Origin of the sequence: Paraburkholderia sp. SIMBA_054 (genome assembly GCF_046534875.1) — a bacterium.
Lineage (GTDB): Bacteria > Pseudomonadota > Gammaproteobacteria > Burkholderiales > Burkholderiaceae > Paraburkholderia > Paraburkholderia hospita.
The window spans coordinates 301,053-319,826 of sequence record NZ_JAWRXV010000003.1; the positions used below are offsets into that span (position 1 = coordinate 301,053).

The window sequence follows — 18,774 nt, forward strand, 5'->3', positions numbered from 1 at the left end:
ACGCAACGTCAAAGCGCGTCCTCGTTCGTTCAAGTAACTGACAGGTCAGATAAAGAAAGCGCCATGAATCCCTCGACGCAAACCGCACCGGCCCCGTTCACAGGCGGCAAGCTGGTCCTCGCGACACTTGCCGTCGCGCTCGCGACGTTCATGAACGTGCTGGATTCGTCCATCGCGAACGTTGCGATTCCCACCATCTCCGGCAATCTCGGCGTCTCCGTCGATGAAGGCACATGGGTGATCACGCTGTTTTCGGCGGCCAATGCCATCGCCATTCCGCTGACGGGCTGGCTCACGCAGCGCGTCGGCCAGATCAAGCTGTTCGTGATCTCGATCCTGCTGTTCGTGTTCTCGTCGTGGCTGTGCGGCATCGCGCCGAACCTGGTCGTGCTGCTGGCCGCGCGTATCTTGCAGGGCCTCGTGGCGGGACCGTTGACGCCGCTTTCGCAGGCCATTCTGCTCGCATCGTATCCGAAGGAGAAAAGCTCGACGGCATTGTCGCTGTGGGCGATGACGGCGACCGTCGGCCCGATTGCGGGCCCCGCGCTCGGCGGCTGGATCACCGACAGCTACAGCTGGTCATGGATCTTCTATATCAACATTCCCGTCGGTATGTTCGCTGCGGGCGTGACCTGGATGCTCTACCGCGACCGCGAATCGCTGACGCGCAAGTTGCCCATCGACAAGGTCGGCCTGTTGTCGCTGATCGTCTGGGTTGCATCGCTGCAGATCATGCTCGACAAGGGCAAGGATCTCGACTGGTTCAACTCGCCCGTGATCTGCACGCTCACGGCTATCGCGGCTGTCAGCTTTATCTTTTTCCTGATCTGGGAGTTCACGGAAAAGAACCCGATCGTCGATCTGCGGCTCTTCGCGGGGCAGAATTTCCGTGGCGGAACGATTGCGATTTCGGTGGCGTATGGCGTGTTCTTCGCGAACCTCGTGATTTTGCCGCAGTGGATTCAGGGCTATCTCGGCTATCGTTCGGTGGACGCGGGTCTCGTGACCGCGCCGCTTGGCATCTTCGCCGTGCTGCTCGCGCCCGTGATGGCGAAGATCATGCCGAAGTCCGATGCACGGGTGCTCGCGACGCTTGCCTTCCTCGGTTTTGCAGGCGTGTTCATCATGCGCTCGCATTACACGACGGGCGTCGACCCCTATACCCTGGTCGTGCCGACGCTGCTGCAAGGCATTCCCATGGCGCTCTTTTTTACCCCGCTGACCGCGATCATCCTGTCGGGGCTGTCACCCGACAAGATTCCCGCGGCCGCCGGTCTGTCGAACTTCGTGCGGATTTTCGCGGGCGGCGTGGGCACGTCGCTGATCTCGACGGGCTGGAACAACCGGACGATCCTGCATCACGCGCAACTCGCGGAACAGTCGAGCGTGAACAACCCCGACTACACGAACGCGCTCACCAGCATTCACGCGACGCTCGGCGGCAGCATGGATCAGGCCAGAGCGTTTTTCGAGCAATCGCTCAATGCGCAGGCGGCGATGCTCGGCTTGAACGACATCTTCTGGTTGTCGGCGATGATCTTCATCGTGATCATTCCGTTGATCTGGCTGACGAAGCCGCGCAAGGGCGGCGGCGGTGGCGCAGCGGCGGCGGGCGCGCACTGAGTACAGCGCGTAGAGAACCGAAGGCCCCGGCTTGCAAATGCGACCGGGGCCTTTCTTTCGCTAACGTAGCCGCGCGTTCAACCGCGTTGCTGCTGCCCGATGGCACTGCGACTCGAATCGGCATCGCGCGGCTTCGGCGTCTCGTCGATGTTCTTGACTTCGATCATGCCATTGGCTCTATTCATGTTGCTGGTCATGCCTTTGGCGGGCAGCGTCAGTTCGGGCTTGCTGCACGTTTGAGTATTGGCCGTGGCGTGCATCGCGGCAGGCTGCATATCGCGCGCGTCCTTGCTCGCGTCTGCTTCGATCTGCGCGTCGCTGCATCCCCACGATTCGAGCAGCGAGCGCGCCATGCCCGTCGCGCACTGCGCACGGCTGCGCGTGATGCGCGCCGCGACCTTCACGAACGCACTGTCGCGCAGCGTCGTAAGCCGCTCATACGCGCGGCCCGCATCGTCGATGTTCAACGCAACGGCGGTGCGGTACGCGTCGCGCGCTTCGTCGAGCGTTGCCGCTGGCACGAGGCCCGTTTTCATCGACGGCAGCCGCAGTGCATCGCCGAGATTCACATACGCTTCCTGATAGCCGGGATTTTTCTCGATCGCAAGCCTCAGTTCGCGCACGGCGGCCGCGCGATAGTCGCCATGTCCTTGCGACGCTGCGCCCGCGAGCGTCGGCCTTTGCGCGAGCGCGAGCCATGCGCGGCCTAGCGCGTTGTGCGCAGGCGCGTAGTCCTTGTGCAGTTCGACCGCGCGCCTGAGCACGTCGGCGGCCTGCTGGTAGCAACCCATGTCCATCAGGGCGACGCCCCAGTTGTAATACGCCCACGGACGCACGCGCTTCCACGAATGCAGTTCTTCGCTCATGTCGACGATGCTACGCGCGTGACGGATCGAGCCTTCGTAGTCGCGCGTATAGGTGTCGAGCTTCGACAGCGCGAGCATGGCCCACGCCGCCTCTTCCCTCGACGCACCTGACGCGTCCCGGCCCGAACCCGCCGCGATCTGCGCGAAGCGCTCGCGCACGTCGTCGAACTGGCACGGCGCATTGCCTTGCAGGCAGCGCTTCTGCTCCATCTGCGTCAGATACGACGCGTGCAAGAGGGGGCTCTGATGCTGGAGGATCGTCGTCGCGGCCTGACGCAGCGCATGCCGCATGGCCAGCGATTCGTTGGTCACGTTGGGCTTGGTGCCCGTGTCGGGCGGCACGTCGTTGCCGAGCGCGACGGTGCGGCCATCGGGGTCGCGCAGCGTCAGCATCACCGCAAACGACGACGGCGAGCCGACGACGCTGCCATATACGGACGAATCGCGCTTGAGCAGCGTGCGCGCAAATTCGATCAGCGGACGAACCGACAGCCCCGTACCGGGGACCGTGAAGTCGGGCAGCTTGAACTCGGCGAGCACGTTTTCGGTGTCGCTGGCGGGCGTGACGGATTCGGCTTCCTTGCGCACGTCGCTGAGCGTATCGACGAGCAGGTGCTGCAAGGTCTGATCGGTGTAGCCCTGTCGCCTGAAATCGTCGGAGACCTCGATCGGCTGGACGAGCGTCAGCGGATCGAACCACACGCCGCACAGCGCGACGATGCGCGGCCCGAGATAAAACGCGGCAACGAGGATCAGCGGCACCACGATGCCGAGATACAACACGTGACGGCACAGGAACCGGACCGCCCAGAGCAACGAGGCGAACGGGGTGTCGAGGGGCTTCATGCGGAACTCCTTGCGGCGCGCTGCGATTGGCAAACCTGTCACAACGCATCGAACATGCCAATTCGTCTGACGCTTGCGGCGCAAGGAAGCGCGGGAAAAGACCACTGGACTATGTTGGTTCACCGCCAACCAACGCGCGCGGATGAGTCGGATTGCGCACGTCATATCGAAGGCGGCCCGCTCGCCCAATATGAAGCGAAACAGCCGGTTTACACCACGCGGCCGTTCGCGAACCGTAGGGTGACGAAAGGCAGATGAATCTTCGATAAAGCTAAACGCAAGGTCAAATCTGGTATCGTGCGTCCGGGCTTGGATAGCTGGAATGTGAGACGAATGCCGTCAGGGTTTGTACCAACCGGTACATCCGCCGCAAACGCGCCGGCTCTAAAGCGAGTGTCCATGCGGCCCGCGGCCGTGCGGCGCGGAGTCGCGCGCGCGCGCCGCGCCGCGCTGGGCCCACAGGAAGATTCAACTCAATTTCCGATCGATCATCGGCCACATCAGGATTTCTTAAGCGAAAACTGCAAATAATCGCCTTCGGGTTGCTCCCGGTGTCAACCTTTTGGACAAATTGCCGTTGTCCATTTGTAAAGAGTTGAAAAGGCGAGATCAGGACGGCTGTAACGCCCGTCCAGCGCGCTCCGAAATCCAACCTCATTCGATGCCATAGCAACGAGACCATTGCTACTGCATCAGGCATTACCCGGGTTCATCCATGTCTGACCTTCCCCGTTCTTTTTTCAGCCGCGCCGCCGCGCTGCTTCAGCGAGCGTGCGCCGTGGCCGGCAGCCGGCGCGTGCTGTCGCCTGCGTTGTCGCTCGGCGTCTGCGTGCTGCTTCTGATCGTGCTGCAGCACCTGTCGCAGGCCGTCGATTACCGCTCGGTGATCCGCCATCTGCGGCATCTGACGGCGGGCGAATGGTCGGCCGCGCTCGGCGCGACGATTCTCAGCTATATCGCCCTCGTCGGGCGCGATGCCGTCGGGCTGCGGTACATCGGCAAGGCCGTGCCGCGCGCGGCGCTGTGGATCGGTGCGACGGCGGGCTCGGCGCTCGGCAACGCGACCGGCTTCGGCGCGCTGACGGGCGGCGCGGTGCGCGCGCGCGTCTATGCCGTCGCCGACGTGACGCCGGCGCAAATCGGCCGCATGACAGTGTTCACGAGCGTTTCGCTCGCCCTGGCCCTCGTTCTGATGACCGCGCTCGGCATGCTGTGCGACGCGCGCACGCTCGCGCCGATGCTGCACAGCCCGACGGGCGCGCTCGCCTGGGGCGGCGCGGCGCTTGTGACGGTGCTCGGTCTGCTGACGCTCGCCTGCGGCAAGCAGACACGCCAGATCCGCACGCGCTGGAGCTGGCTGGCGTTCGACGTGCCCGCGCGCCGCGATTTCGTCGAACAGGTGCTGCTGGCCGTGCTCGACGTCGTCGCGGCCGGTCTCGCGCTGTGGGCGCTGCTGCCGCACGCGCACGTGGGCTTCGTGTCGTTCATCACGATCTACTCGGCTGCGATGCTGCTGGGCCTGATCGGCCACACGCCGGGCGGTGTCGGCGTGTTCGAGGCGGCGATGGTGTTCGCGCTCGGCGGCAGCGTACAAACGCATTCGATGGTCGCGGCGCTGCTCGCGTACCGCGCGATCTATTTCGGTTTGCCGCTGATCGTGTCCGCGGGCCTGCTGGCGGGCTTCGAAGGACGCGCGCTGAAGAAGCACCTGCCGCTGCATCACGCGGCCACCGTGTCGCAGCTCGCGCCGCTGTTCCTGAGCCTAGTGACCTTCGTGGTCGGCGGCATGCTGGTGATTTCGAGCGCGACGCCCGCGTTCTGGCAACGCATCGCGATCCTGCGCGACCTCGTGCCGCTATGGGTGCTCGAAAGCTCGCAGATGCTGTGCAGCGTGGTCGGCGTTGCGTTGCTGTTCGTCGCGCGCGGCCTGTCGCGGCGTCTCGATGCCGCATGGTGGCTTACGCTGGGTCTCGCTGTCGTGAGTCTCGCGCTGTCGCTGACCAAGGGTCTCGCGTTCGTCGAAGCCGGCGTCCTGACGACGCTGATCGTGCTGCTGATCGCGACGCGCTCGCGCTTTAATCGCCGCTCGTCGCTGTTCTCCGAGCCCTTCACGGCGGGCTGGCTGGTTTCGGTGGCGATGGTGCTGATGCTCGCCGTGTGGGTGATGCTGTTCGCGTTCCGCGACGTGGCCTATACGCGCGACCTGTGGTGGCAATTCGCATTCGACGAGCGCGCGCCCCGCGCATTGCGCGCGACGCTCGCCGCGAGCCTGTTCGCCGCGACTTTCGCATTCTGGCAATTGCTGCGACCCGCTGCGGGCCGCTTCGTGAAGCCTGTGAAGCAGGACCTCGACGACGCCGCGCGCATCTTCCGCGCGCAGGAGCGCAGCGACGCGGGCCTCGCGCTGATGGGCGACAAGAGCTTTCTCTTTTCCGAGTCACGCCAGGCGTTCCTGATGTACGCGAAGTACGGCCGTACATGGGCCGCGCTGCATGACCCCGTTGGTCCGCGCGCGGAATGGGCGGAGCTGATCAGCAAGTTCGTCGCGCTCGCGCATACGCACGGCGGCCGCGCGGCGTTCTATCAGGTGCGCGCGAATGCGCTGCCGCTCTATCTCGACGCCGGCCTCACGCTGATGAAGCTCGGCGAGGAAGCGCATGTCGTGCTCGACGAATTCGATCTGAAGGGCTCGCACCGCGCGCATCTGCGCTATGCGCTCAAGCGCGGCGAGCGCGATGGCTTCGCTGTCGAAGTGATCGAGCCGGCGCGCGTGCCCGAATCGATTGCGACGCTGCGCGAGATTTCCGATGGCTGGCTCGACAGCCGCGATGCGCGCGAGAAGAGCTTCTCGGTCGCCGCGTTCACGGAAGACTATCTCGCTGCGCAATCCGTGATGCTGGTACGTCAGAACGGCGCGCCCGTTGCGTTCGTCACGTTCATGACGACGGACCTCAACACCGAGGCCACCGTCGGCGTGATGCGCCACGTGCCGCAGGCTTCGGCGTATGCAATGGAGTATCTGTTCACGCAGCTTGCGCTGCATCTGAAGCACGCCGGTTTCCGCTCGCTCAGTCTCGGCATCGCGCCGTTCTCCGGCATGTCGCCGACGCCGCTCGCGTCGCGCTGGCACCGGCTGGCGAATATCGTGTGGCGCTTCGGCGGCCGCTTCTACAACTTCCGCGGACTGCGCGCTTTCAAGAGCAAATTCCAGCCTCAATGGGAGCCGCGCTATCTCGCTGCATCCGGTTCCGTCGGCGTGTTCTTCACGCTCGCGGACCTTTCGCTGCTGGCAGGGGGCCGGCGTTCATGATCATGCAAAAGTTTTACCGGCTCGCCGCACTGGCGAGTGTTTCGTTGTGCTCGCTCGCAGGCGTGGTGCCGACGGCTCACGCCTATGAGACCGTGTCCGGCGGCCGATACGGCCAGGTCACGGTGACCAAGCCCACGGGCGACGTGCGCGGCTTCGTCGTGCTGTTCTCGCGCGAGAGCGGCTGGAACCCGGCAGACCAGCAGGCTGCCGACGCGCTCGCGAAAAACGGCGCGATGGTGGTGGGTGTCGATACCGCGAAGTACGCGGCGAATCTCGCTGCGAAGAAAGAAGCGTGTCATCAGCTGGTGGGCGATGCCGAAGCCGTGAGCCATCAACTCGAACGGCAGGTGCAGTCGAACCGCTACTTCATGCCGATCGTCGCCGGCTCGGGCCAGGGCGCGACGCTCGCGATGCAAGTGCTCAAGCAGGCGCCTGAAAACACAGTGGCGGGCGCAGTATCCGTTGCCGCGCAGCGCGATCTCGACAAGCGTTTCAATCCGTGCGCGCCGGACCCGACCGTGACGCACGGCCCCGGTCTGCCGGGTTTTGCCGAAACCGACGCGAATGCATCGGCTGGCACGCAGCGCATCGTCGAGCTGACGACGCCGCATCTGCGCGTCGCCGCAATGAAAGAAGAGGACGTCTCGGACCTGCCGTTGATCGAACTGCCCGCCGCGCATCCGACGGGCATGATGGCGATCGTGATTTCCGGCGACGGCGGCTGGCGCGATCTCGACAAGACGATCGCCGAGGAACTGCAGAAGGATGGCGTGTCCGTGATCGGCTGGGACAGCCTGCGTTACTTCTGGTCGGAGCGCTCGCCGCAGCAGACGAGCAACGACCTCGCGCGCGTGCTGAAAACCTATACGACGCGCTGGCATGCGGATCATGTCGCGCTGATTGGCTATTCATTCGGCGCCGACGTGATGCCGTTCGCGTACAACCGCTTGCCCGATGCGGTGCGCGCCAAAGTCTCGCTGATTTCACTGCTTGGCTTCGCGCCCTCGGCAGACTTCCAGATTCGCGTGACGGGCTGGCTCGGCATGCCTGCAAGCGACAAGGCGCTGCAGGTGCAGCCCGAGTTCGCGCGCCTGCCGCCGAAGATCGTGCAGTGCTTTTACGGCGAGCATGAGGAAGATACGCTGTGCCCGACGCTCACGAAGACGGGTGTCGAAGTCATCCGCACTTCCGGTGATCATCATTTCGGACACGACTATGCCGCGCTCGAAAAACGCATTCTCGGCGCGTTGAAAAAGCAGGCTGGCGGAACCTGATGCTGGAAAGCAGTGCGGCGACTGGCGTCAATCAATGCGCAGTCGCCGCCCTTGCATTGAACCGCAGGCACGCCCGCGGTTCTGCTGAAAAGATGCGGTCGCAATGACCGCAATGGCTGTGCGTCCTTAGTGGAAAATCAGATACAGAATCACAAGGACGATAAGCGGCACACCTAGCAACCAACCAATCAGATAAGGCATCTCTTTCTCCCTGTGCGACTGCCGAGACCAGGCGGTCGTCGTACACAGCGCTTGTGGCGATCATTGATGCAAGTGATATGCCACTGCGCTCGAATTGCAGCGCAGCATGCGTGTTGACACACGCTTAAGCCTTGTCGCAGCACGCTTTAAACGCCTTTTGACGGCATGCGCGTATTGCGCTCCGCACGTGCTTTGCGACCGTGTTACGCCTGCCTGGAATGCGCGATTTGCCGCTTCTTCGCAAACTTTTCAGCCTGTCGTTCCCGTTCATTCAATGCGGCGAAATTCACAACGCGCACTAATATGAACTTTGACGGGATCGACTGACGCTTGTCGAACCGGGCAAACGCGGACTCATGAAGCAACGTGACGCTGGTATTCGAATGCGCAATTTCAGTTGAGCCGCGGCTGGTGCGTTTTACTGGTGTCCATGCTGGATTCCTCTGAGAGATGCCATGCTGAAGCGTCGAACCTTCCTGCTGGGCGGCGTGGGCTTAGCCGGCGCGCTGGTGGTCGGATGGTCGGCGCTGCCGCCGCGTCAGCGGCTCGTCGCGTCGGAACCGTTGCCGGTGCGTCCCGGCGAAGCGGCGCTCAATGGCTACGTGAAGATCGCCGCCGACAACACCATCACGGTCCTCATGTGCAGGACGGAGATGGGGCAGGGCGTGCATACGGGGCTCGCGATGCTCGTCGCGGAAGAACTGGACGCGAACTGGGAGGACATCCGCGTCGCCAATGCGCCGCTCGACCAGATCTATAACAACGTCGAAAGCGTGATCGGCGATCTGCCGTTTCGTCCCGACGACGACAGCGTCGTCAAGGAACTCGCGGTATGGCTCACGCGCAAGCTGGCGCGCGATTTCGGCACCGTGATGACGGGCGGTTCGTCGACCATCAACGACCTCTGGCAACCGATGCGCGAAGCAGGCGCGTGCGCGCGGACCATGTTGATCGCGGCGGCGGCCGAACGCTGGAGCGTGAAGGCCGCCGATTGCCGCATCGAAAAAGGCATCGTGGTGCACGAGGCGGGACATCGCGCATCGTTCGGGCAACTCGCGATGGAGGCCGCGCGCCAGTCGCTGCCGCGCAATCCCGTGCTGAAGGATCCCGCCACGTTTCAACTGATCGGCAAGCCGTTGACGCGCATCGAAGCCGCTTCGAAGATGGACGGCAGCGCGATCTTCGGCATCGACGTCGTGCCCGATGGCTTGCTCTACGCAAGCATCAAGATGTGTCCGACGCTGGGCGGCACGGTTCGGGATTTCGACGGCAAGGCGGCAGCGGCGTTGCCCGGCGTGCGCAAGGTCCTGGCCGTCGATGCGTACAACGGCGGCACGGGCGGCGCCGCGGTGATCGCGGACAACATGTTCATCGCGATGAACGCGCTCGACGTGCTGACGATCCACTGGAACGATGGGCCGACCAAAGGGCTGACCAACGCAGAGGTCGACAGGCGCCTCGTGCAGGCGCTCGACGAGAGCGAAGGCCACGCATGGTATCGCCATGGTGACGTAGAAGACGCGCTGAGCCATGCCGCGCATACGTGGAAGGCAACGTATCGCGCGCCTTATCTCGCGCATGCGCCGCTAGAACCCGTCAATTGCACGGCACAAGTGAAAGACGGCAAGGCGACGGTATGGGCGGCGACGCAGGTTCCCGCTGTCGCGCGCATGCATGTCGCGCGTGTGCTGGGCATCGGCACGGACGATGTCGATCTGAAGCAGCAGATGCCGGGCGGTGCGTTTGGACGCAGGCTCGAAGTCGACTTCATCGCCCAGTCGGTCGCGATCGCGCGTGAAGCCGAGGGGCGTCCGGTGCAAACGCTCTGGACGCGTCAGGAGGACATGCAACACGACTTCTACCGTCCCGCGTGTCTGTCGCGCTTCAGGGCGGGACTCGATGCACAGGGACAGCTGATTGCGTGGCATAACACGTCGGTGAGCCAGTCGGTCGTCGCGAAGTGGCTGGCCCGCAACTATCGCATTCCCGATCTCGGCCTCAACCTGGACAAGACTGTTTCCGAAGGCGCGTTCGATCAGCCTTATGAAATGCCGAATGTGTGGATCGGGCAACGCGTGATCGAATTGCCTATGCCCGTCGGCTTTTTTCGCTCGGTCGGGCATTCGCATCAGGCGTTCTTTATCGAGAGCTTTATCGACGAACTGGCCGCGTTGGCGCACAAGGACCCGATCGCATTTCGCGCGAGTCTGCTGAGGCGGCATCCGCGTCATCTCGCCGTGTTGCAGAAAGTGGCGAGCATGTCGGGTTGGCGAGCGTCCGCCGTATGGTCCGACAAGGGCGTCAAGCATGCGCGCGGTGTCGCGCTTCATGAAGCATTCGGCAGCGTGGTTGGGCAAGTTGCGGATGTGTCGCTCGAAGCGGGTAACACAGTGAAGGTCAATCGCGTGTACTGCGCGATCGATTGCGGCTTGCCGGTGAATCCGAATCTGATCCGTCAGCAGGTGGAAGGCGCGATTGTGTTCGGGCTTTCCGCTGCGTTCAAGGAAGAAATCACGCTCTGCGACGGCGCAGTCGTAGAGGGCCTGTATACCCAGTTCGACGTGGTGCGGATGGACGAGTGCCCCGACATATCCGTCGAGATCATGCCGTCGAGAAACCATCCGCAAGGCGTCGGCGAGTCCGCGGTGCCGCCTGTCGCACCTGCCGTCGCGAATGCGTTGTTCGCATTGACGGGCACGCGCAGCTACGCGTTGCCGCTGAACATGAAGCTGTATCCCGGGGGCGCAACATGCTGAAGCTGAATATCAACGGCAAGACTGTGGAGGTGCAATCCGATCCCGCGACACCGCTGCTTTGGGTGTTGCGCTGCGAACTGAAAATGACGGGGACGAAGTTCGGCTGCGGTGTCGGCGTATGCGGCGCGTGCACCGTGCACGTCGGCAAAGAGGCGAAGACCTCGTGTCAGGAAAAGCTCTCGGATATCGGCGCAAACCGCGTCACGACGATTGAAGGCCTTCAAGGGACGCAAGCGCGTGCGCTGAAAGAAGCGTGGACGCATGTCGATGTCGTGCAATGCGGGTATTGCCAGAGCGCGCAGTTGATGGCCGCAAGCGCGCTCATACAGCGCAATCCGACGCCGAGTTTGAAGGACATAGACTGTGCGATGCACGGCATCATTTGCCGCTGCGGCACCTATCCGCGCATCAGGCAGGCGATTCTCGAAGCGACGGGGCAAGTCAAACGAACGTGACGTTACCCCGTCTCGCCTGTCGCAACCGTCTAGTTGTTTCCGTGCGAGTACAACGTCAGCTTGTTGCTGACCGACGTGACGCCGGGCACGCCTTTGGCCACTTCCCCTGCCTGCGGAATCTGCGATCCGTCGGGGACGCTGCCCGATAGCACTACCGCGCCGCCACGCGCTTTTACGAAGACGTTCGATACGTTGAAGCCCGGCGCCTTCGACAACGCCTTGCGCACATCGCGGCCGAGCTTCTTGTCTGCAGGTGTCGCCTTCTTCGAAGGTGCCGCCGGCGTGGAGGCCATCGACATCGAATCGCTGGCTTGCGCGTACACGTTCGACGTCAGCGTGACGCAACCGATGAGGGCGAGCAGCCTCAGGACGTTGCGGATCTTCATGGTTGCTTCTCCTTGTTTGCTTGTGGGACCGCTCAGTAAAGATAAGCCAACAATCCGCTTCCACCAAAGCCGCGTTTGCTTTCTAAGGGAAAACCCGCATCTATGTACTATCGCAAATTGAGATAACGCTTATTCACGCTATTGCGTTGCTCGATAGAGGCGCCGACGGCACACTTTGACGCACATCAAAGACACGTATTCAGGAGACACCTATGCGTACTCAAGTCGGCATCATTGGCGCCGGTCCCGCTGGACTGCTTCTTTCCCATCTTCTCCATCTGCAAGGTATCGATTCCGTCGTGCTCGAATCGCGCAGCCGCGAGCAGATCGAATCGACGATACGCGCTGGCGTGCTCGAACAGGGGACGATGGACCTGCTCACGGAAACAGGCGTGGGCGAGCGCATGAAAGCAGAAGGCGCGCTGCATCATGGTTTCGAGCTCGCTTTCGAAGGCAAGCGCCGCCGTATCGATCTCACTGACCTCACGGGCAAAGCGATCACGGTGTATGCGCAGCACGAAGTCATCAAGGATCTCGTCGCGGCACGGGTGGCGGCGCAAGGCGCGCTGAAATTCGAAGTGTCGGACGTGTCGCTGCACGATATCGACGGCACGACGCCGACTATTCGCTATCGCCATCAAGGCGAGGCGCATGAGCTGCAATGCGATTTCATCATGGGCTGCGACGGCTCTCAGGGCATTTCGCGCAACGCGATTCCCGAAGCACTGCGCCGCGATTATCAGCGTGTGTATCCGTTCGGCTGGTTCGGCATTCTGGTCGAAGCACCGCCTTCATCGGATGAATTGATCTACGCACGCCATGAGCGCGGCTTCGCACTCGTCAGCACCCGTTCGCCGAATGTGCAGCGCATGTACTTCCAGTGCGATCCGAAAGATACCGCCGACAACTGGTCCGATGATCGTATCTGGGCTGAGATGCACGCGCGCGTCGACTCCGACGACGGCCATAAAGTGGTTGAAGGCAAGATCTTCCAGAAGAATATTGTGGGTATGCGCAGCTTCGTATCGACGACGATGCAGCACGGCCGTCTGTTCCTTGCGGGCGACGCCGCGCATATCGTGCCGCCGACGGGCGCGAAAGGCCTGAATCTGGCCGTCTCCGACGTGCGTATTCTGTCCGACGCATTGCGTGCGTTCTACAAGGAAGACCGCAACGATTTGCTGAATAGCTATAGCGAAACGGCGCTCAAGCGCATCTGGCGCGCAGAACATTTCTCGTACTGGATGACGCGCATGATGCACCGTCTCGACGATGCGTCGCCGTTCGAACAGCAATTGCAGGTCGCGGAACTCGAGCACGTGACGACCTCGCGCAGCGCGGCGATTTCGATGGCTGAGAACTACGTCGGCGCGGTGCCGGTATAAGTTGCACGCATTCAGTTCAATGACAGATCGGTGTGCGCGGCGGCCTGGAATTCTTTCGGCGTCGCGCCCGTCTGCTTGCGAAAATAGCGGCTGAAATACGCCGCGTCCTCAAAGCCGAGCGCGTGCGCGATCTGCTTGATCGTCAGGCCCGAATAGACGAGATCGCGCTGTGCTTCGCGTATCAGATGTTCATTCACGAGCGACATCGGCGAATGGCCGAGTTCGTCGCGGCAAATGCGGCTTAGCTGCGCCGTCGTAATGCCGAGCTTTTCCGCGTAGAACTCGACAGTCCGATGCTCGCGGAAATGCGCGGCAACCAGTTCGCGAAACCGCTTGATCTGCCCGCTTCGACGGTCGGCGACGGCGCTCGTCGCGGGCATCGCCGCCGCATCGCCCAATCTCGCTACTTGCACGAAAAGTGCAATCATCAACGACATGCCCGCAGCGATATGACCGCGTGCATTGCCGCGGTACTCCTGTTCGAGCAGCGTAAAAAGCGGCATCAATGTGTCGTCGCCCGCTGACGCCTTCACGGGAATCACGGCAGCGCGCTGAAATACGGGCAGCAGACCCGGCGACACCGCCTTCGAAATCGACTCCAGCGCACGCTGCGCAGCCGTAATCACCAGCCCGTCGATATCGGGCGAAAACACAAAACCATGCACGGTTTGCGCGGGCAAAACGACGATGCACGGCGGCGCGAGCGCGTGCTTCACGCTTTCGATCACGACATGCCCGCTGCCACTCCGAATGTACAGAACCTGTAGCAACGCGTCATGCCGATGCGCGGCGATATGCCAGTCGTTGGGCCGGCTGCGCTCGGCAATCCACTCGAAATTGAACGCGTCGAACCACGGCGGCCGCGCGGATTCGCCGTACAAATCGTAGTTAGGGATTTTCCTCATGCTGTTTCCTCTGCCATGTACGGATTGTCCTGCGATGCGTGCCCTTTGTCCAATCTGGACGAGCGGCGCGTCCCTATACTTTTCTCCATGAATCGAACGAACCATTTCAGGGGTTCGCCGATAAAGATCAGTACATGGAGATTGGGATGACTAAACAAAATGGCGCTGCATGGCTCGCTCTGAGTGACAAGGTCTGTGTCGTCACGGGCGCAGCGGGCGGCATAGGCAGTGCGATTGCGAAAGTGCTCGGTGAAAGCGGCGCGCGCCTTGCATTGCTGGACCGCGAAGCAGGAAAGTGCGAAGACCTCGCGCAGACACTCGGCGCGAAAGGCATCGAAGCGTTTGCATTCGCGTGCGATATCGGCGATGCGAAAAGCGTCGAAGCGGTAGCGGCAAGCGTCGAAGAGAAACTCGGCGCTGCGGATGTGCTCGTCAACAATGCGGGGTTGTTGCGGCCGGGCGGCATCGAAGACATTGCGCTCGATGCATGGAACGCGATGCTGCAAGTCAATCTCACCGGCTACATGCTGTGCTCGCAGGCATTCGGCCGCGCGATGTTGCGCAAGGGCGCGGGCAGCATCGTGCACGTCGCGTCGGTGGCTGCGCACCATCCGCAGACCTGGAGCGGTGCTTATAGCCCCGGCAAGGCAGCCGTCACGATGCTGTCGAAGCAGATTGCGGCCGAGTGGGGGCCGCGCGGCGTGCGCAGCAACGCGGTTTGTCCGGGGATGATCCGTACGCCGTTGTCGGCGTCTTTCTACGAACAAGGCGATGTCGAACAGCGCCGCAGCGCGATGACGGCAAGCCGCCGCATCGGTGAGCCGGTCGATATCGCGGAAGTGGTCGCCTTTCTTGCGAGCCCACGCGCGGGATATGTGAACGGCACGGAACTCGTCGTCGACGGCGGACTGGAATGCATGCTGATGGATCTGGTGCCGCGACCCGGTTATGACGCAAAGGCCAACCCGGCGCGCTAGAGACCAAAAGACATTCGGCAGGAGACAGTCATCATGAATTCCAACACCCATTCACCCGCGCCGCTGACGTGCGATGTACTCGTCATCGGTTCGGGCGCAGGCGGATTATCGACGGCGATCACGGCGCGCAAGCACGGGCTCGATGTCGTCGTGATCGAAAAGGAAGCGTATTTCGGCGGCACGACGGCATTTTCGGGCGGCGTGCTGTGGATACCGGGCAACCGGCACGCGCGCGCGAACGGCGTGAACGATACGCGCGAGGCTGCGAAGACGTATATGCGCAACGAAACGGGCGCGTTCTATGACGAAGCGGCCGTCGATGCATTCCTCGACACCGGTCCGCACATGCTCGATTTCTTCGAGCGCGAAACGGAAGTCAAATTCGTGCCGACGCTTTATCCCGACTATCACCCGGATGTGCAAGGGGGCGTCGATATCGGCCGCTCGGTGGTCGCTGCACCGTTTGACGCGCGAGGACTTGGCGACGACATTGTGCGTCTGCGTCCGCCGCTAAAGACGATCACGTTCATCGGCATGATGTTCAATTCGTCGAATGCCGACCTCAAGCATTTCTTCAACGCGACGCGCTCTATCAAGTCCGCCGCCTATGTGGCGAAGCGCCTGGCGAGCCATCTGAAGGATCTCGCGCTTTACCGGCGCGGCGTGCAGATTACCAGTGGCAATGCGCTTGCGGCGCGGCTCGCGAAAACGGCGCTTTCGCTAGGCTTTCCGATCCACACGAATACGGCTGCGCAAGAACTCACGCTCTCAGATAAGCGCGTGACAGGCGCGATCGTCAAAGGTCCACAAGGCGAGATGCGTATCACCGCGCGGCGTGGCGTCGTGCTTGCATGCGGCGGCTTCTCGCACGACGTCGCGCGCATTGCCAAAGCGTATCCGCATGTGATGCGCGGCGGCGAGCATTGTTCGCCCGTGCCGAAAGGCAACACGGGCGACGGCGCACGCATGGCCGAAAGCGTCGGCGCTCAGGTGCCCATACGTTATCCGCAGCCCGCTGCGTGGATGCCCGTATCGCGCGTGCCGATGCGCGACGGTACGTTCGGTGTGTTCCCGCATCTGCTGGATCGCTACAAGCCGGGCATTATCGGTGTGACGCGCAAGGGCAAGCGCTTTACGAACGAAGCGAATTCGTATCACGACGTCGGCGCGGCAATGATCGAAGCATGTCGCGGCGAAAAAGATACGGCGATGTGGCTGATCTGCGATCACACGACTATTCGCAAGTATGGGCTTGGTTACGCGAAGCCGGCGCCGGTGCCATTGGGGCCGCTGCTGCGCAATGGTTATCTCGTCAAAGGGCGCACGCTTGCCGAACTCGCGCAACGCGCGGGCATCGATGCCGCAGCGCTCGAAGTCACCGTACGCATCTACAACGAAAGCGCAGCGCGCGGCGAAGACCCCGAGTTTGGGCGCGGTTCGACATCATTCAACCGCTATCTCGCCGATCCCGAATGCAAGCCCAATCCATGCGTCGCGCCAATCGGCAACGGGCCTTTCTACGCGCTCAAAGTCGTGATGGGCGACCTGGGAACGTTCGACGGCATCACGACGGCTGTCACGGGAGAAGTGCTGGATGCATGCGGCGCCGTGATCGACGGGCTGTACGCAGTCGGCAACGACCGCGCGAGCGTGATGGGCGGCAACTATCCAGGCGCGGGCATCACGCTCGGCCCGATCATGACGTTCGGCTACATCACGGGACGACGCCTTGCGGGTATCGCGGATAACGCGGCGAGCGCGCAAAAGAAGCGGCAATCCGAAACGGTATAGAGGACAGAACCATGAGCAGCGGCAAACCCTTCATCGATCATCGCATCTACACGATCCGCCCGCGCGGTATGGCGGAATTCATCGAAGTATTCGATCGTCTCGCGATGCCGATTCAATTGAAGTACCTCGGCGCGCCGGTCGGTTTCTATATGAGCGATATCGGTGCGCTCAACCAGGTCGTGCATCTGTGGGGCTATGAGAGCATTGGCGATTATGACCAGCGCCGCACCGCACGCGATGCGGACCCGGAATGGCCTGCTTATTTGCAGGCATCGGCGCATCTGATCGTCGCGCAGGAAAGCAGGATTATCCGGCGCGTCGAATTCAGGAGCCTTACCGCACTGCGATAGAAGAAAAAGAAAAGGCAGCGACATCACATACATGCGCGAGAAGCATCAGACGCATTCAAGGAGACACGCAATGCAGCAGCCCAAACACACGGTCGATGTGCAGGACTTCATCGACAGCCAACGTTTTTCGCCTTTTCAATGGATGATACTTGTCCTCTGTTTTCTGGTTGTCGCGGCCGATGGCTTCGACACGGCCGCAGTCGGCTTTATCGCGCCTTCGCTGGTGCAGGACTGGGGTGTTTCGCGTGCGGCGCTGGGGCCCGTGATGAGCGCCGCGCTCGTCGGGCTGGGCATCGGTGCATTGGGCGCGGGGCCGCTTGCCGATCGCGTTGGACGCAAAACGGTGCTGGTTTTATCGGTGTTTTTCTTTGGCGTATGGAGCCTCGCTGCAGCACGCGCGGATTCGATTGAATCGTTGACGGCGCTGCGCTTCATGACGGGACTCGGACTCGGCGCCGCGATGCCCAATGCGGTGACCTTGATGTCCGAATACGCGCCAGCCCGCATTCGCGCCGTCGCCGTGAATGCAATGTTCTGCGGGTTTTCATGCGGACTTGCGATTGGCGGTATCGCGTCCGCGTGGCTCATTCCGCATTTCGGCTGGCATAGCGTGCTGGTTGCAGGCGGTGTTGGACCGATCGCGTTGACGCTCGTGCTCATTCTGCTGCTGCCTGAATCCGCGCAATTCATGGTGACGAGGAAGCGCGGCGATGCGCGTATCGCACGGGTTCTTTCGCGTATCGCAAAGGATGTGCGTCTCGGCGAATGCCGGTTCGTTACGGGTGAGCAGGTCGCGGAACATCGCGGATCTGCATTGCGCGTGGTGCTCTCGTCGCGTTTCCGCTTTGGCACGCTGATGCTGTGGCTCGCGTATTTCATGGGACTGTTGATCTATTATCTGCTCACCAACTGGTTGCCTACGCTCTTCAAGGACACTGGCTTCTCGGGGCAAAACGCCGCGTTGATGACTTCGCTGTTTCCGCTTGGTGGTGTGCTCGGTAATCTGAGTGTCGGCTGGTTGATGGATCGGTTCAGGGCGAATCGCGTGATCGCGTGTACGTACGTCATGGCTGCCATGCTGGTTATGCTCGTGGGGCACGGTCTTGGACACCAGGTTTGGCTCGGTACGCTGATCTTTCTGACGGGCACGGTCGTGACGTCCGCTGTGACGTCGATGTCTGCGCTCGCTGCGAGCTTCTATCCGACTCAAGGGCGTGCTACGGGCGTCGCGTGGATGCTTGGTGTGGGGCGTATCGGTGGCGTGGCGGGTGCGCTCGTTGGCGCTGCTTTGATGGGCCTGGGGTGGCAGTTTGGATCGGTATTCAGTCTGCTTGCGGTGCCTGCGATGATTGCAGCGTTTGGTGTCTTCGCGGTGGCTGGGCGTGTGCGGGCGTCGGGAGTCGAAGCGGCCGAATTGACGCCAGCCGTGGAGTGAAGTGGTTTGCCGTTGTGGTTTTTTGTTTGCGGTGGTATTCGCGTTTTGCCTTCGTGGCGCGGCCGGTTTGGTTTTTTTAGGGTTTTCGCTGGCATCCGCGCTATGCCTTCGTGCTTCAAGCGTCGCCCCTGTGCGGGGCAATGCTCTCAACTTAAGCCTCAAAAGCGCTTGTATACGAGACGTCGCCCCTGTAAACTTGGTCGCATAACTCACT

General features: G+C 62.2%; 13 protein-coding genes. 10 read left to right on the forward strand and 3 right to left on the reverse strand.

Features of this window, described 5'->3' with window-relative positions; translation table 11 throughout:
- Positions 1-63 precede the first annotated feature (63 nt).
- Positions 64-1,623, forward strand: a complete 1,560-nt coding sequence (locus SB822_RS05890; protein ID WP_079500653.1) for a DHA2 family efflux MFS transporter permease subunit — start codon at positions 64-66, stop codon at positions 1,621-1,623.
- Positions 1,624-1,700: 77 nt separating this feature from the next.
- Here SB822_RS05890 and SB822_RS05895 read toward each other — a convergent pair whose 3' ends face one another.
- The gene (locus SB822_RS05895; RefSeq protein ID WP_410854273.1) at positions 1,701-3,335 is read right to left on the reverse strand and encodes a tetratricopeptide repeat protein; all 1,635 of its coding nucleotides are present in this window, start codon (positions 3,333-3,335) and stop codon (positions 1,701-1,703) included.
- A 715-nt stretch (positions 3,336-4,050) separates the two neighbouring features.
- Here SB822_RS05895 and mprF point away from each other — a divergent pair.
- From mprF to SB822_RS05915, 4 genes are all read left to right on the forward strand, one after another.
- The gene (mprF, locus tag SB822_RS05900) at positions 4,051-6,645 is read left to right on the forward strand and encodes a bifunctional lysylphosphatidylglycerol flippase/synthetase MprF (protein ID WP_410854274.1); all 2,595 of its coding nucleotides are present in this window, start codon (positions 4,051-4,053) and stop codon (positions 6,643-6,645) included.
- On the forward strand, positions 6,642-7,919 hold the full coding sequence (locus SB822_RS05905; protein WP_079487479.1) for a virulence factor family protein: 1,278 nt from the start codon (positions 6,642-6,644) through the stop codon (positions 7,917-7,919). Before mprF ends, SB822_RS05905 begins: the two co-directional genes overlap by 4 nt.
- Positions 7,920-8,575: 656 nt before the next feature.
- Positions 8,576-10,876, forward strand: a complete 2,301-nt coding sequence (locus tag SB822_RS05910) for a molybdopterin cofactor-binding domain-containing protein (RefSeq protein WP_410854275.1) — start codon at positions 8,576-8,578, stop codon at positions 10,874-10,876.
- On the forward strand, positions 10,870-11,331 hold the full coding sequence (locus SB822_RS05915) for a (2Fe-2S)-binding protein (protein ID WP_079487477.1): 462 nt from the start codon (positions 10,870-10,872) through the stop codon (positions 11,329-11,331). The genes SB822_RS05910 and SB822_RS05915 overlap by 7 nt, the downstream gene beginning before the upstream one ends.
- A gap of 29 nt (positions 11,332-11,360) precedes the next feature.
- Here SB822_RS05915 and SB822_RS05920 read toward each other — a convergent pair whose 3' ends face one another.
- Positions 11,361-11,717, reverse strand: coding sequence for a BON domain-containing protein (locus SB822_RS05920; RefSeq protein ID WP_007586393.1), 357 nt, complete (start codon positions 11,715-11,717; stop codon positions 11,361-11,363).
- Positions 11,718-11,929: 212 nt separating this feature from the next.
- Here SB822_RS05920 and SB822_RS05925 point away from each other — a divergent pair, with 212 nt between their 5' ends.
- Complete coding sequence (locus SB822_RS05925) at positions 11,930-13,102, forward strand: 4-hydroxybenzoate 3-monooxygenase (RefSeq protein ID WP_007586395.1); 1,173 nt, start codon at positions 11,930-11,932, stop codon at positions 13,100-13,102.
- Between the two features lie 11 nt (positions 13,103-13,113).
- On the opposite strand, the gene SB822_RS05930 is transcribed toward SB822_RS05925, so the two are convergent.
- Positions 13,114-14,007 (reverse strand): helix-turn-helix domain-containing protein, encoded by an 894-nt coding sequence (locus tag SB822_RS05930; RefSeq protein WP_410854276.1) that lies wholly within the window; start codon positions 14,005-14,007, stop codon positions 13,114-13,116.
- Positions 14,008-14,153: 146 nt separating this feature from the next.
- Here SB822_RS05930 and SB822_RS05935 point away from each other — a divergent pair, with 146 nt between their 5' ends.
- The 4 genes from SB822_RS05935 (at position 14,154) to SB822_RS05950 (ending at position 18,560) form a co-directional block, all read left to right on the forward strand.
- Positions 14,154-14,984, forward strand: a complete 831-nt coding sequence (locus SB822_RS05935) for an SDR family NAD(P)-dependent oxidoreductase (protein ID WP_410854277.1) — start codon at positions 14,154-14,156, stop codon at positions 14,982-14,984.
- A 33-nt stretch (positions 14,985-15,017) separates the two neighbouring features.
- On the forward strand, positions 15,018-16,775 hold the full coding sequence (locus SB822_RS05940) for an FAD-dependent oxidoreductase (protein WP_410854278.1): 1,758 nt from the start codon (positions 15,018-15,020) through the stop codon (positions 16,773-16,775).
- A gap of 11 nt (positions 16,776-16,786) precedes the next feature.
- A complete protein-coding gene (locus SB822_RS05945) occupies positions 16,787-17,125 on the forward strand; it encodes an NIPSNAP family protein (RefSeq protein ID WP_007586401.1) in 339 nt (112 codons plus the stop codon).
- A gap of 70 nt (positions 17,126-17,195) precedes the next feature.
- Entirely contained in the window at positions 17,196-18,560 is a 1,365-nt protein-coding gene (locus SB822_RS05950) for an MFS transporter (protein WP_410854279.1), read from the forward strand.
- The last annotated feature ends 214 nt before the right edge of the window (positions 18,561-18,774 follow it).